The sequence below is a fragment of the Virgibacillus oceani genome (assembly GCF_014638995.1).
GTDB lineage: Bacteria > Bacillota > Bacilli > Bacillales > Amphibacillaceae > Virgibacillus_E > Virgibacillus_E oceani.
This window is the reverse complement of the sequence record NZ_BMFR01000026.1, coordinates 20,058-34,776: the sequence shown is the minus strand read 5'-3', so window position 1 is coordinate 34,776 and position 14,719 is coordinate 20,058. Positions and strand designations below refer to the sequence as shown.

Sequence of the window (14,719 nt, the reverse complement as noted above, 5' to 3'; positions counted from 1 at the left end):
ATGTAAATTTGTTCATCAAAGCACCCCCATTTGTCAGTTGAGTGTCCAACAATTGGGGGCCAGTGCAATACGGGCTGCGGGGTAAAAGAGCAACGTAAAATGCAAAATTTACGTGGCATTTTACGTCTTTTGTTTCAAACGCACCAGCTTTCAAAAACAGCTTTTCTAGTATGAATAAAAAACCGCATTAAAGTGAAAGGTAAGGGAAAAAACAGGGTGGGTTATTATGCGAAATGTACCGCTAATTGTACCAATTATGACAGCGTTTCTCCTTATCTTTTTTCTAATGGGATCACATGCCTCTGCTTCTTACGGATGGGGTTACAAGAAAAACACAGATCATAAAATTCCAGACGTAGGAAAATACCAAAAAATCTTGGACGATTATGGAGCGTATTACGCGGATCATTCAGGAGATAAAGTTATCTATTTAACATTTGATAATGGATACGAACAAGGCTATACAGATGACATCTTAGACGTGTTGAAAGAAGAAAATGTTCCTGCGACCTTTTTTGTTACAGGTCATTATGTAAAGAGTAAACCAGACTTAATAAAACGAATGGTAGACGAAGGACATATTATAGGAAATCATTCGTATCATCACCCAGATATGACGATATTAACGAAAGAAGGAATGCGCAAGGAGCTAGAGGAACTAGAGGAGGCAGTTGCTGCAATTTCCGATCAGGATGAATTAAAATACATGCGCCCGCCAAAAGGGGTGTTTAACGAAAAAACCCTGGAGTGGGCAAATGACTTGGGATATATTCATGTGTTTTGGTCGCTGGCATTTGCTGACTGGAACACGAATGATCAAAAGGGATGGAAATATGCCTATGATCAGATAATGAATCAAGTGCATCCAGGAGCTATTGTGCTGCTGCACACTGTTTCCTCTGACAATGCAGAGTCGTTATCTAAATTAGTAACAGAATTAAAAAAACAAGGATATAGTTTTAAAAGCTTGGATGATTTGGTAATGAAAAACATGCTTCCGGAAGCTGTATACGGATATTGAAAATAGGGTGAGACTAGCCATTAGACTAGTCTCGCTCCTTTTTATTATGGATTCTATGCAAATAGTCGCATGGATTTTCTTTTACAATAGTATCAAGCATTTGCTGACATTCAAATTCTATTGTTTATTTAAAATTTTCACAACGTTTGCTATACTAGTAGTAATACAAGTATTGGAGTTGATGCAATGAATAGAGAAGATCTAGTAGCTCCGGAAAATTACAATATTGTTATGGAAATGGAGCGATACGCAAAAGACGAAACACGAAATGCACTAGTTTGGCAGGATGATGCTGGGAATAATGACGTAATTACGTACACCCAATTAATGAAAAATGTAAATCGTATTGGAAACGCTTTCTTAGAGAAGGGATTGAAAAAGGGGGATAAGATACTTGTTATGATTCCAAGACTTATTGCAGCTTATGAAGTATATTTAGCTGCATTAAAAACAGGTATTATTATAATTCCAAGTTCAGAAATGCTAAAAACCAAGGATTTACAGTATCGAATCAGCCATGGGGAAGTTAGTGCGGTTGTTAGCTATTTTCCGTTTGTTGATCAATATAAGAATATAAATGAATACGACCAGTTAAAACGCTTTGTTGTAGGAGAACCGGCTGAAGAATGGGATTTCCTGGACAGATTAAAGGACGAGGCATCCGATCAGCTGGAAATGGCCAACACAACACGTGATGATATTGCATTTCTTCCATATACATCTGGTACAACAGGAAATCCAAAAGGGGTTGTACATACACATGGATGGGGCTATGCCCATTTGAAAACAGCCTCTGCCAATTGGTTATGTATCAATGACGGTGATACTGTTTGGGCGACTGCGGGTCCAGGCTGGCAAAAATGGATTTGGAGTCCGTTTTTATCTGTTTTGGGTTCTGGGGCAACGGGCTTTGTATATAATGGTAAATTTGATGCGAAAACGTATTTAAGTTTATTGCAGGATAAGGATATTAATGTATTATGCTGCACGCCAACAGAATACCGAATCATGGCTAAAGTAGACAATTTAACAGACTATCAATTACCAGCATTGCATAGTGCAGTATCAGCAGGAGAACCATTAAATCGTGAAGTCATTGATACGTTTCAAAGGTACTTTAATGTGACGGTTCGTGATGGTTATGGTCAAACGGAAAACACATTGCTGCTGGGTATAATGAAGGATATGGAGGTAAAGCCTGGGTCAATGGGCAAACCAACACCAGGAAACGATGTAGAAGTTATTGACGAGAATGGGGAGCCGCTTGGTACTGGTGTGGTTGGGGACATTGCCGTTCGCTTGGATTGTCCTGCATTATTCCGCGAATATTATAAAGATCCTGAACGGACAAAAATAGCTCAACGGGGAAACTATTATGTAACAGGTGATCAAGCATCAAAAGACGAGGATGGCTATTTCTGGTTTGAAGGTCGCAGTGACGATATTATTATAAGCTCGGGCTACACAATTGGTCCATTTGAAGTTGAAGATGCCCTGGTCAAGCATCCATCTGTACAAGAATGTGCTGTTGTTGCGAGTCCCGATGAAGTCCGTGGCAATATTGTTAAAGCCTTCATTGTGCTTAAAGAGGGTGTCAACAGCAATCCGGGTCTTGTTCAGGAATTGCAGGACCATGTGAAAGAGCTGACTGCTCCATATAAATATCCAAGGCAAATCGAGTTTATTGATGAATTGCCTAAAACAACATCAGGTAAAATTAGACGTGTGGAATTAAGGCAGAAGGAAAAAGTGAACAAGTAAGATTCTCTTTATTGGAATTTACGGAAATATAGATTGTTTTTATCAATAAAAATGGGAACAGCCAAATTAAAGATCCCGAATGCTTTTAAACTGCATTCGGGATTAGTTTTGCAAAATTATTGATAGGATTATCCATTTTCGTTTGAAGAATTTATTTCCTCATCTGATAGGTCTAACTGCTGCCTTAGTTTGTCGGAAATATCGGATAGACCTTCATCAGTTGGAATAAAAAATGATTTTCCATTTATCATTTGATTGGAGCCTTCAATTTCTAATGTTTTAATTTTGGAAGCGTCAATAGATGAATATGCTTGTTGTAATGCATAAATTTCTGATGGTTTTAAGCTGGTTTCAACGTTTTTGCCTAAAATGTCAGATATTTCTCCTACCTTAAATATGGTACCAACAGAGATTGCTTCACTAATGGCTGCTTGGATAAATTGCCGCTGTCTTTCATCTCGAGGATAAATTGTATTAACATCGCGCTTTCGCATCCGAACAAACGCCAATGCTTCTTCCCCATTTAACTTTCTAGGACCTTCTTCAAAGTAAATTCTTTTGTCATTGTTATAAATATTCTTTTCCCAAAAGCCTTCTTTAATATCAACTGTGACACCACCAAGAGCATCTACAATATCACGAAACCCTTCGAAGTCTACGGCAATGTATTCATCAATAGGTATATCCAGAAGCTCCTCAACCATTTCGATAGTGAGTTTTTTTCCGCCATATCCTGTTATTGATCCAAACGTGTAAGCTGCATTTATTTTATGATATCCAGCATATTGTCCCGCACCTTCTTCAGGCAGCATGATTCTTGTATCCCTTGGAACAGAAGTCATGGTCATTTTATTTGTTTGCGGATTTAAGGTCACAACAATTTGGGTATCTGCCCGGCCATTTTTTCCGTTGGTCGAGTAATTTTCTATACCCATTAATAAAATGGAAATGGGATCTTCGCCAATTGTAACTGCTTCATTTCGCAGTTTTGATTTCTCACCAGGCCGGCCAATTCCTTCATATGATTCTTTTGCAGCTTTATATGTGTGGAAAGCCAAATATCCTCCAATACCAATAATGATAATAAGTAAGAAAAGGAAGGTGTAAATGATTCGCTTTTTCCATTTGGATTTAGTTCGTTTTCTGCGTTCAGTTCGTGAATTAGTCAAAGTTAATACCTCAATTCAAATCGAAAATCTAGATTCTGCATGTTTCGTTCCTTATTATATGTGAAAATAATAATGTTAACAATAGGATGGAAGCATCTCTGTCGCTATAGGCAAATAAATCAAAAAAAATTTAACCAAACCACTTGAAAGTCAAAAAAGGTCAGAGTATAATAAAGTCATAAGGTCAAAGTTAGTCAAAGTCAAAAATTGATCTTTTACTTCTAAAATTTAAGGAGGAATCACATATGAATTGTCAGCAATGTGGAATTCAGCCTGCAACGATAAACGTATCTATGCAAATCAATAATCAAAAAATGCAAATGCATGTATGTAATGATTGCTTTCAGGAAATAAGAGGAAATTTAATGAATCAAGGCTCTGGATTTAATCCAAACGAACAAGATGCATTTTCTCAAAGCTTTTTTCAAGGAAATGGATCTAGTCAAATGGGAACAAAAACTCGTGAAAAACAAGGTAATCAAGGGAATGGACTGCTTGACCAGCTAGGTAAGAACGTATCACATGCTGCTCGTGCTGGACTGGTAGATCCTGTTATTGGGCGTGATAACGAGGTTAAACGAGTAATAGAAACGTTAAATAGACGCAATAAGAATAATCCGGTATTAATCGGTGAACCTGGTGTTGGTAAAACAGCTATTGCAGAAGGATTAGCAGTTAAAATTGCTGAAGGTAACGTACCTGCGAAACTAATGAACAAGGAGATTTATTTGCTTGATGTTGCATCATTAGTTGCGAACACAGGCATTAGAGGCCAATTTGAAGAACGAATGAAGCAGTTGGTACAGGAATTGCAATCTCGTAAAAACGTTATCCTATTTGTTGATGAAATTCACTTGTTAGTAGGTGCCGGTACAGCAGAAAGCTCACAAATGGATGCCGGAAACATTTTAAAACCTGCGCTAGCACGTGGTGAATTACAATTAATCGGTGCAACAACGTTAAAAGAATATCGCAAAATTGAAAAAGATGCTGCACTCGAACGTCGTTTTCAGCCAATAATCGTTAAGGAACCATCAGTAGAGGATGCAGTACAGATTTTAAATGGAATAAAAGATCGTTATGAAAAATTCCACGAAGTACGCTATTCAGACGATGTAATTCGTTCATTTGTTACATTGTCACAGCGTTATATACAAGATCGCTTCCTGCCAGACAAAGCAATTGATTTGATGGATGAGGTAGGTTCTCGCCTTAATCTTGCGAATGCAGAAAAAGACTCTGATTCAATTGAACAGCGTCTGCAGGAAATCATTCAGGAAAAAGAACAAGCTGCAGATCAAGAAGATTATGAACGTGCAGCACATCTTCGTTATCAGGAAATACAACTGCAAAAGCAATTGGAAAAGGCAAAGGACGAGTTACAGGTAATTGATGTAGGTCTTGAAGATATTCAATTAATCATTGAAGAAAAAACAGGCATTCCTGTAACAAAACTACAAAAAGACGAACAGGAAAAAATGAAAAATATTGCTGCAAACCTTTCTAAAAAAGTAATTGGACAAGATCAGGCAGTTGATAAGGTTGCAAAAGCAATTCGCCGCAGCCGTGCAGGATTAAAATCAAAATACCGTCCAATAGGTTCATTCTTATTTGTTGGTCCAACCGGTGTTGGTAAAACGGAATTAACGAAGGCACTGGCGGAGGAGCTATTCGGTTCACGTGATGCATTGATCCGATTAGACATGAGTGAATATATGGAAAAACACGCTGTGTCTAAAATTATCGGTTCACCTCCAGGTTATGTTGGACATGAAGAAGCGGGACAATTAACCGAACGTGTACGTCGCAACCCATATTCCATCATATTATTGGATGAAATTGAAAAAGCACATCCAGACGTACAAAATATGTTCCTGCAAATTATGGAAGACGGTCATTTAACTGATTCACATGGCAGAACAGTAAGCTTTAAAGAAACGGTTATTATTATGACCAGCAATGCTGGGACAGGTGTAAAGCAAATCAATGTCGGCTTCAACCGCACCGAGCATGAATCTGTGTCAATCTTAGAAAATTTAAGCTCCTATTTTAAACAAGAATTTTTGAACCGTTTTGATTCGATTATTTCATTCAATGAGTTGACTGAAGAAAATTTACTTGAAATTGTTGACTTAATGCTTGCAGATTTAACACAAAGCATGGAGGAAAATAAATTAGCAATCACTATTACAGATCCAGCAAAAAAACAACTGGTTAAACTCGGATATGATCCGCGTTTTGGTGCAAGACCATTACGTCGTGTTATCCAAGATAAAATTGAAGATCAACTAACTGATTTACTGTTGGAAAATGACGACATAAAAGCAGTTCATGTCAACGTTGCAGCTGATGAAATCAAAGTTGAACAAGCGTAAATAATACGAAAATGCTGGTACCTAATTGGTACCAGCATTTTTTTGTTGTCGCACGCTACTTACGTTGGATTTTACGGGAAATGCAATCTTAAAAAACAATTATTTGATAATAATTAAACGAAATAAATGAAAAACTAATCGTTAGGAAAGGATGTTTTAAATGCGAAATTTAAAATGGACAATTAGTATAGCTCTTTTAATATTAATCATATACCCCGCAAATTATAGTTATAGTGAAACCGATGAAAGCATGAAGGTTCACTTCATCGATGTTGGGCAAGGTGACAGCATATTAATCGAAACACCGAACGATAAAACAATACTTATTGATGGAGGGCCGCCCAAATCAGGAAAACTTGTTGTAGAATTCCTTAAAAAGCATCATGTAAAAAATATTGACCTGCTGATTGCGACCCATCCAGATATAGACCATATAGGTGGACTCGTTGCTGTAATGAAATCAATAGATGTGGATAGGATTATTGATTCAGGTAAGCTGCATACAACTAACACATTCGCAAAATATATCGACCAAATTATTAAAAATGATATTCACGTTGATGTTGCCAAGCGGGATGACATTATTGATCTTGACCCACTAGTGAAAATACGAATTCTAAATACACACAATGGAAAAAAGAATAACAATCAGTCATCCATCGTTCTAAAGTTAAGCTATGGAGAAATTGATTTTTTACTTATGGGTGATTCTGAACGAAAACAGGAAAAGCGATTAATTAAAACAAACGAAATCCAATCAGAAATTTTAAAGGTTGGCCACCACGGCTCCAAAACAAGTACATCATTGCCATTTGTTGATTTAATAAAACCACAGATAGCTATATTGACGTATAGCAAAACGAATAAATATGGTCACCCAGTCGATCGCGTAATTCATAACCTTCAAAAAGTCAACGCACACATATACTCAACAGCTGTATTCGGTAATATTACAATTACAACTGATGGAAAGGGTTATTTTGTAATAACGGAAAAGGACCCAATGGACGGGTTGATAGAAAAGATTGGATGATAGCAGAGGTTTTTTCACAGAAATGTTCTGTTCGAATTTTCTTAGAGGATAGCGGCAATAGGTCGTGATATTAATAGAAATGAGCGAGAGAAATATAATAAAAAGCTTTGCACATCATATTTGTGCAGAGCTTTTTATATTTTTCAGAAAAATACCTTGACATTTGTATTAATTGGTTATATAGTTAGTTACACAACTAACTAACCAATTAACCTAGGTGGTGACGTATGAAAGACAAACTGGATGATAATCGCCCTATTTTCCTGCAAATAAAAGAACAGCTTGAGGATTCTGTCATCAATGAAACCATTAAACCTGGTGAACGAGTTCCTTCAACGAATGAATTCGCAAGCTATTACAAAATAAATCCCGCAACAGCAGCTAAGGGAATTAATGAGTTGGTTAATGAAAGCATTTTATTTAAAAAAAGAGGTGTTGGAATGTTTGTCACAGAAAATGCTAAGGATATTTTAATTGAAAAAAGAAAACAGACATTTTATGAAAATTTCATCCAACCATTAAAAAATGAGGCAAGGAAGCTTCATGTCAGTAACGAGGAATTAGTAGATATGATTAAGGAGGGGAATATCAATGAGAATTGATGTCAAGAATCTCACCAAGAGGTATAAAGATAAATTAGCGCTGGACAATATTTCATTTTCATTAGATGAACCAAAAATTTATGGTCTGCTCGGGCGAAATGGTGCTGGTAAAACAACATTCATGGAAATCCTCTCAGGTCACATAATTGGGTCAAGTGGTGAAATAACGATTGATGATGAAAATCCATTTGACAATGGGCGGATAACGGAATCCATTTGCTTAATAAAAGAGGGAAATAATTTCAAAAAGGATTTAAAGGTGAAGAACGTCCTTCGTATCTATTCGATATTTTACCCAAATTGGGACAATGCATTGGCTGATGAGTTAGTAAAAGAATATAATTTAAGCCCAAATGCTAAAGTGAAAACCTTATCAAAGGGAATGGAATCGGCACTTGGAATAATTGTTGGATTAGCCAGCAAAGCACCAATCACTATTTTTGATGAACCGTATATCGGTCTGGATGCCGCTGCTCGAAAGAAATTTTATGAAATTCTGTTAGAGGAATACGAATTGGAGAAGCGAACTATCATATTTTCAACCCATCTGATTGATGAAGTAAGCTTACTGTTTGAAGAAGTACTTATTATTCAAGATGGAAAACTTGTACTCAAAGAAGAAGCTGAGGTATTACGTAATAAAACATGCTCTGTTTCCGGAACTGTTCAGGAAGTGGAGGATTTCATTAAGGATAAAGACATCATTGGTAAAAAGCAGCTAGCTGGCATGATGACAGCATATGTTTACGGGGATATGGAACAAGCAAAGTCAGCAGGATTAAATGTTGAAGGGGTACCAATTCAGGAGCTGATGATTTATTTAACGGAAAACAAGGGGGCTTAAAAATGAGCAGACAATTATATGGGTTACTCTATTTTTATCTGACAGATTTGAAGCGGGGCTTTATCATTTTTTGGTCAATATTATTAATTACAATGTGTCTTACGCTGATTGTCGGTTATTTGCTTGTTAATGTAGAGGATGGTGCAATGTATTTTAGTCCATCATCAGCGCTATATGTTTATTGTGCAATTTTGGGTTTTGTAATAGTGAAAGAGGGAATCCCGTTTTCGATAAAAATGGGAGCAACTAGAAAGAATTTGTACATGGCAATGGGCATTTTCTTCCTTGGCCTAGGAATAGCGGAGTCTGTGCTAATAAGTATTGTACACATGGTAATTGAAAGGATAACATCGGTATTTAGTATAGAATCGTACGTTTTGGTCCATCCATCCATGTTGTTATCAGATACATTTATGAATCGGGTAATCATCGATACAGCGATTATGTTTTTCCTATTATCAGTAATGTTCGTAATTGGATTGCTGTTTTATAAATATGGATTGTTGGGCGGAGGTAGTGTTGTTGGCATACTTGTCATTATACTGCTTGCCTGTATAGCTAAAGGCTGGGCTGCCGACTTTTTCATCGATATTTATCATTCATTAGATATGACTCTTTTTTATCAACTATTATTAATAGGAATTGTTTTATATGGAATTTCCTGGTTTTTGCTGCGAAGAATAACGATTGTGAGTACAAAATAATTGGATCCAAAAAAAGCATTAGCCTCAGTAATGAAGCCAATGCTTTTTTTAGTTTGCCAATTCTTTTGTTTTATAGGTAAAAATAGAGCCAATTAAAAGGACAGCAATAATTCCAATTGTAATGAGTGCTGTTGCCAAAAGGTCAGCTGAAACACTGCCCGTGACAAGCATTTCTTTAATGTAAATTGAAATATTATTGGGACTCCATTCAAACCTTTGACCGAATATTTTTGTTATCAGTGATGAAAGCATAATTGTTGCTATACTTAAAAAAGCCACAAGCCCTGGTGTTTTAAACAATGTATTGTAGAAAATCGATACAGTAGCTACCAAGGATAACCAAAGCCCATAAAAGAAGACAACCTTCAGTATGGAGATGAAAGATAGAACACCAAACAAAATGTTAACGTAATACCAGCTTGAAAGCATTCCAAGGAAAAGGGAAGCCCAAACCAATACAAGGAGTCCAGCCCATTTTGCAGTAATATAATTATTATATGAAACAGGTTTTACCAGGATGAGCTCCGATACACCACTTTTTCGCTCACCTGCAATTGTTCCCATAGACATTAAAACAATAATCAAAACACCTAAGCTGCTAATCTGACTAATACTCATCATAACGACATCACTAGGTTGAAAGTCAGGTAATTCAAAGCTAGCCCCTTCAGGCATACCGCCGACTGCTTCCATGATTTGTGGTAAATAGTAGCTTGTAATTGGATCCATGCTTGCGATTAAAACAATAGCCAATGGTACCCAGATCCACTTATAATTCCGCCAATTCTCCAGTAATTCCTTTTGAAACAGTGTTATCCATTGCATTAATTTCCCACCACCTTCATAAACATGTCCTCTAGAGACGTACGATTGATCGTGAAGGATGTTAATGGCCAGTTATCAGCTGAAGCAGCCATAAGAATTTCTTTGCGTGCAGCAGCAATATCATTTGCAGCAACATGTAAGGTGTGGCGTTCCATATGGCATTTAACAACGGATGGAAGACTGTTAATCTTAGACTGATAGGTTGCAGACTCATCCTGAAACGAGAGTTCTATTTTAGCAGTTTGATACTTTTTCCTTAGTTCATCCATGGATCCTTTCTCCACAATTTTCCCTTGATGCAATAGCAGTAGCTCATCACTTACTTCATCTGCATCACTTAAAATGTGAGTCGAAAAAAGAATTGTCATTTCTTTTTTTAATTCTTCCATTAACGTTAGAACTTCTCTTCTGCCAATTGGATCCAACGATGATACCGGCTCATCCAGCATCAATAGTCTTGGTCGGTGAATGATTGCTTGTGCAATGCCAAGCCGCTGTTTCATACCTCCCGAATATTTCCCAATACGCCTGTTTTTTGCTTCAGTAAGTCCTACTAAGGAAAGCAGTTCTTCCGATCGTGCCATTGCTTCTTCTTTTGATAAATGGGCAAGCTTTCCTACGTACACTAAAAATTCACTTCCAGTCATCCAAGGGTAGAAGACTGGATATTGTGGTAAATAACCAATATGTTTTCGTAAATCATCGTTCGCATTCATGTTATTGAACGTGACAATACCGGAAGTGGGCTTTAATAGTCCTGACAGCGTACGTAATATTGTTGTTTTTCCTGCACCGTTAGGCCCAATAAGCGCAACACATTTTTGCGGCTGAAATTGAAAGCTGACTTGTTTAACAGCGGGTTTGCCATCATAACTTTTTGATAGGTTTTCAACTGTTAGTAACGTCATTAATCACTGTCTCCTTCCAAAAATGAAGTACAAAATAGGGCCGATAATATTCACTATGACGATAATGAATATCCACATCCATTTTGGACCATTTGTTTTATCAATTCTAAATAAATCAATCAGTGCAACAAGAAGTAAAATTGCTTGAATGACTAAAAACGGTGCTATGACTGCCCAATTAATTTCATTGAAAAGCTCCTGCATCCTATTCACTCCAATCATTATTTTGTATAGTCTATATACGATCCAGATTGCAAATAGGTTCGAATTTATGATAAATATGTATCCACATAGTTATGCACAAAAAAAGGGACTTGTTCACAATGTTTTTGGCAATAATCCACAATATCCACAAAGTCGGCAGGAGTTATTCACATATAGGTTGTGCATAATTGGTGTTGCGCTACCAGCTTTTTTCATGCTTATTAACAACCATTGTTTCAATTGTGGATAAAAAAAGGAAACCGAACATTAACGTCGGTTTCCTTTTTGGCTTAATTCGTTATAAATTCTATCCGCATGCTTGAATTCCCGCTGATAGTAAACTTCCTGTGTTTTTGATAGAAACTTCTCTGGCTTACGGTCGTTTTTCGGATTTTTCTTCATAAGAAAGGCCTCCTCATTTTAGCTGTAGCCTTCCCAGTTTTACAAAAAATATACAGTTTCCTTATGAAACCTCTTCATCACTTGCTGCCGCTTCAGCCTGAGCAAATTGATGATAAGACACATAATGCTCCTTTGAAATGACAAAGAGATCGTAAATGTCACCTTGCTGATTTACGGCATTATAAACATTTGGATAAATGGTGTTGCCTAATGCCACGTATGGTAATTTTAGTACTGCTTTCAATGAACGTGTATTTGTTTTACGTACCTTCATAAACACAGCTTCTATTTGATACGTGAAAAACAATTCCTGGAAAAATAACTCTTTAGCTAGCTTGTTATATCCTTTTCCGAAATAAGGCTGGCCAATCCATGTGGCCAAAAACCCGTAATTACCTTGGATATCAAATAAATTGATGGTTCCAATTGGTTGACTATATTCATCTAAAATAGTTCTCGATATAAGCTCTCCATTTTCTTCAGCTTCTATCGTTTGTTTCGTAATGAAATAAAATTCATCACTTGTCTTTGCTTTATGTCTGACATAGGGAAATACATCTGGATGTGACAATAATTCAAAAAGAACCGGCACCTCGTGTAATTCACGCGTTTTCAGCATAAAAAATACCCTCCTTATTCAGGTGGGTATATTGACAGAAAAGAGGTCGGACCCACCCACGAATTTTTAGTTAGCGTTCAACAAAAATTCGGGGTGGGAATCGAACCCACTAGAACCAATTAAATAACTGGTGGCGCACCATTTGCCTTCCCTATTCAATTCTGTTTCAATCCAGTTTTGATACTATTATTTTACACAGATTTTTATAAAAAGGAAATCATTTTTTTCATACAAATTATGACAAACTTTTCGGTTGCCTTTTCCCATAAATTTGACGTAATGCATCTTCTAAATAGGGATACACAAACTGATAATTATTGCTCTCCGCCTTTTTTGGCAACACATATTGCCCTTTTGTAATTAAAAGGCTCATTTCACCAATTACAGTTCGAATAATTGGAGCGGGGGCAGGCAGCCAATACGGCCGCTTTAATATGTTTGCTAATGTTTTCGTGAATTCTTTGTTTCGGTTTGGGTTTGGAGAGGTGATATTCACCGGCCCTTCGATGTAATCATTATTTAAACAAAACAAAATAAGCTGAACAACATCCTCGATATGCACCCATGAAACCCATTGTTCACCGTCTCCTATTTTACCGCCAGCGAACAGTTTTACGGGAAGGCACATATAGGGAAGTGCACCTTCTTCACCCAAAATCACACCAAACCGAGCGTAAACAGTACGGATGCCCATATCCGAAGCTTGGCTAGCTGTTTTTTCCCATTTGACGACAACACTTGCTAAAAAATCATCACCTGGATTTGTCGTATCTTCAGTAAATATTAAATCCTCAGATGTCCCATAATACCCAACTGCAGATCCATTAATAAATGTGGATGGTTTCGAATTCATTTGCTTCATAAAATCAATAACAGTTTGTGTTGTTTCTATTCTGCTGGACAAAATAGTTTCTTTCTTTTTTTTCGACCAGTAGCCAAATAGCGAATCACCAGCCAGATTGATGACTTTGTCAATAACAGGTAGTGTGTTAATGTCGTGTTCATAACCTATGAATGTTATTAAATTTGTGTTTGTGTGTTTGTCAGGGGAGCGTGTAAGTATGTAAACATGATGGTTTTGTTTCGTTAATTCCTTTGTTAAATGTCCGCCAACAAAACCGGTGCCACCAGTAATTAAAATGTTCAAAACGTTCACTCCTCCAAATTTTTCTTTCTATATAAGTATGGTTTTATTATATGTTTATATGAATAGCTTGGCGAGAAAAACCCGTTGCGGGAGGGCAGAAATATCGCCAGGATAGCTGGAAACTGTAAAATTGAATTTATCATCGGTTCTTGCAGGTGCTCCGTGCATTTTCCGTGTTATCATAAGGTAAAGAGGTGAAAACATGACAAGAATTACCCGTATCACCACACAGAAAAAAAGTAAAAATCGTTTTAATATCTTTTTGGATAATGGCCAAGAAGAGGTATATGGCTTTAGTGTCGACGAAGCTGTGTTAATTGAGAATAAGCTTAGAAAAGGTCTGGAACTGGATAATACAATGATTAACACACTGATCCAAAAAGATACATTACATAAGTCCTATACCCTTGCAATCAATTTTCTAAGCTACCGAATGCGTACAATGAAAGAAATAAATGATTATTTAGTAAAAAAAGAGATCGAGCCAGAACATATACCAGTAATTATTGAACGTCTTACGAAAGAGAACTTACTGGATGATAAAATGTTTGCTGATGCTTTTGTAAAGACAAGAATACATACATCAAGCAAAGGTCCGATGCTCGTTAAAAAGGAGCTTATCGAAAAAGGCGTTTCAGCGGCAATTGCTTCAGAAGCTATTCTTCAATATTCCTATGATATCCAAACTGAAAAGGCACAAAAATGGGTGAACAAAAAATTAACGATCAACAGTAAACACTCATTCCGCAAACAGCTTCAGCAATTGCAGGCAACACTCATACAAAAAGGTTTTGCCCAGGATGTCATTAAAGATGTTCTAAATGGTGTACAAGATGTAAAAGATGCTGATGCAGAGTGGGATGCACTTGTACACCAAGGAGATAAATTGTTACGGAAGCATCAAGCAAAATTTGAGGGATATGAATTGCGGAATAAAATGAAAGAGGTATTGTATCGCAAAGGGTTCACTATTGAATTAATCAATAAATTTTTAGACGAACACATTGACAGATAAAAGGACCTGCCTAGATAACGGCAAGTCCTTTAGGGTTATTTATCTTAATTTCCGACGAGGACGCGGTATACCAAGCATAATTTATATGCC

Annotated in this window: 15 protein-coding genes; 8 read left to right on the top strand and 7 right to left on the bottom strand. The window is 36.8% G+C overall.

Annotated features, from left to right (window positions below):
• The first annotated feature begins 226 nt into the window (after positions 1 to 226).
• Together pdaA and mbcS are read left to right on the top strand one after the other, a co-directional pair.
• Entirely contained in the window at positions 227 to 1,021 is a 795-nt protein-coding gene (gene pdaA, locus IEV74_RS18415) for a delta-lactam-biosynthetic de-N-acetylase (protein WP_188456832.1), read from the top strand.
• Positions 1,022 to 1,207: 186 nt separating this feature from the next.
• Entirely contained in the window at positions 1,208 to 2,782 is a 1,575-nt protein-coding gene (gene mbcS / locus IEV74_RS18410; RefSeq protein WP_188456831.1) for an acyl-CoA synthetase MbcS, read from the top strand.
• A 128-nt stretch (positions 2,783 to 2,910) separates the two neighbouring features.
• Here the strand turns inward: mbcS and IEV74_RS18405 are convergent, their stop codons facing one another.
• Positions 2,911 to 3,951 (bottom strand): LCP family protein, encoded by a 1,041-nt coding sequence (locus tag IEV74_RS18405; RefSeq protein ID WP_188456830.1) that lies wholly within the window; start codon positions 3,949 to 3,951, stop codon positions 2,911 to 2,913.
• Between the two features lie 245 nt (positions 3,952 to 4,196).
• Here IEV74_RS18405 and IEV74_RS18400 point away from each other — a divergent pair, with 245 nt between their 5' ends.
• The 5 genes from IEV74_RS18400 to IEV74_RS18380 all read left to right on the top strand — a co-directional run bounded on the left by IEV74_RS18400 (position 4,197) and on the right by IEV74_RS18380 (position 9,509).
• Positions 4,197 to 6,326, top strand: a complete 2,130-nt coding sequence (locus tag IEV74_RS18400; protein WP_188456829.1) for an ATP-dependent Clp protease ATP-binding subunit — start codon at positions 4,197 to 4,199, stop codon at positions 6,324 to 6,326.
• A gap of 160 nt (positions 6,327 to 6,486) precedes the next feature.
• Positions 6,487 to 7,359: a ComEC/Rec2 family competence protein gene (locus IEV74_RS18395; protein WP_188456828.1), complete on the top strand. Its 873-nt coding sequence runs from the start codon at positions 6,487 to 6,489 to the stop codon at positions 7,357 to 7,359.
• 227 nt (positions 7,360 to 7,586) lie between these two features.
• Entirely contained in the window at positions 7,587 to 7,961 is a 375-nt protein-coding gene (locus IEV74_RS18390) for a GntR family transcriptional regulator (RefSeq protein WP_188456827.1), read from the top strand.
• Positions 7,951 to 8,805: an ABC transporter ATP-binding protein gene (locus tag IEV74_RS18385; RefSeq protein ID WP_188456826.1), complete on the top strand. Its 855-nt coding sequence runs from the start codon at positions 7,951 to 7,953 to the stop codon at positions 8,803 to 8,805. The genes IEV74_RS18390 and IEV74_RS18385 overlap by 11 nt, the downstream gene beginning before the upstream one ends.
• A gap of 2 nt (positions 8,806 to 8,807) precedes the next feature.
• Complete coding sequence (locus tag IEV74_RS18380; protein ID WP_188456825.1) at positions 8,808 to 9,509, top strand: hypothetical protein; 702 nt, start codon at positions 8,808 to 8,810, stop codon at positions 9,507 to 9,509.
• Positions 9,510 to 9,557: 48 nt separating this feature from the next.
• Here the strand turns inward: IEV74_RS18380 and IEV74_RS18375 are convergent, their stop codons facing one another.
• From IEV74_RS18375 to IEV74_RS18350, 6 genes are all read right to left on the bottom strand, one after another.
• Positions 9,558 to 10,334, bottom strand: a complete 777-nt coding sequence (locus IEV74_RS18375) for an ABC transporter permease (RefSeq protein ID WP_188456824.1) — start codon at positions 10,332 to 10,334, stop codon at positions 9,558 to 9,560.
• The gene (locus tag IEV74_RS18370; protein WP_188456823.1) at positions 10,334 to 11,242 is read right to left on the bottom strand and encodes an ABC transporter ATP-binding protein; all 909 of its coding nucleotides are present in this window, start codon (positions 11,240 to 11,242) and stop codon (positions 10,334 to 10,336) included. Before IEV74_RS18370 ends, IEV74_RS18375 begins: the two co-directional genes overlap by 1 nt.
• Positions 11,243 to 11,245: 3 nt before the next feature.
• Entirely contained in the window at positions 11,246 to 11,446 is a 201-nt protein-coding gene (locus tag IEV74_RS18365) for a PLDc N-terminal domain-containing protein (RefSeq protein ID WP_188456822.1), read from the bottom strand.
• 267 nt (positions 11,447 to 11,713) lie between these two features.
• Entirely contained in the window at positions 11,714 to 11,848 is a 135-nt protein-coding gene (locus IEV74_RS18360; RefSeq protein WP_188456821.1) for a YfhE family protein, read from the bottom strand.
• A 61-nt stretch (positions 11,849 to 11,909) separates the two neighbouring features.
• On the bottom strand, positions 11,910 to 12,467 hold the full coding sequence (locus IEV74_RS18355) for a GNAT family N-acetyltransferase (protein ID WP_188456820.1): 558 nt from the start codon (positions 12,465 to 12,467) through the stop codon (positions 11,910 to 11,912).
• A gap of 235 nt (positions 12,468 to 12,702) precedes the next feature.
• Complete coding sequence (locus IEV74_RS18350; RefSeq protein ID WP_188456819.1) at positions 12,703 to 13,614, bottom strand: TIGR01777 family oxidoreductase; 912 nt, start codon at positions 13,612 to 13,614, stop codon at positions 12,703 to 12,705.
• A gap of 202 nt (positions 13,615 to 13,816) precedes the next feature.
• Here IEV74_RS18350 and recX point away from each other — a divergent pair, with 202 nt between their 5' ends.
• Positions 13,817 to 14,629: a recombination regulator RecX gene (recX, locus tag IEV74_RS18345; RefSeq protein ID WP_188456818.1), complete on the top strand. Its 813-nt coding sequence runs from the start codon at positions 13,817 to 13,819 to the stop codon at positions 14,627 to 14,629.
• Positions 14,630 to 14,719 lie beyond the last annotated feature (90 nt).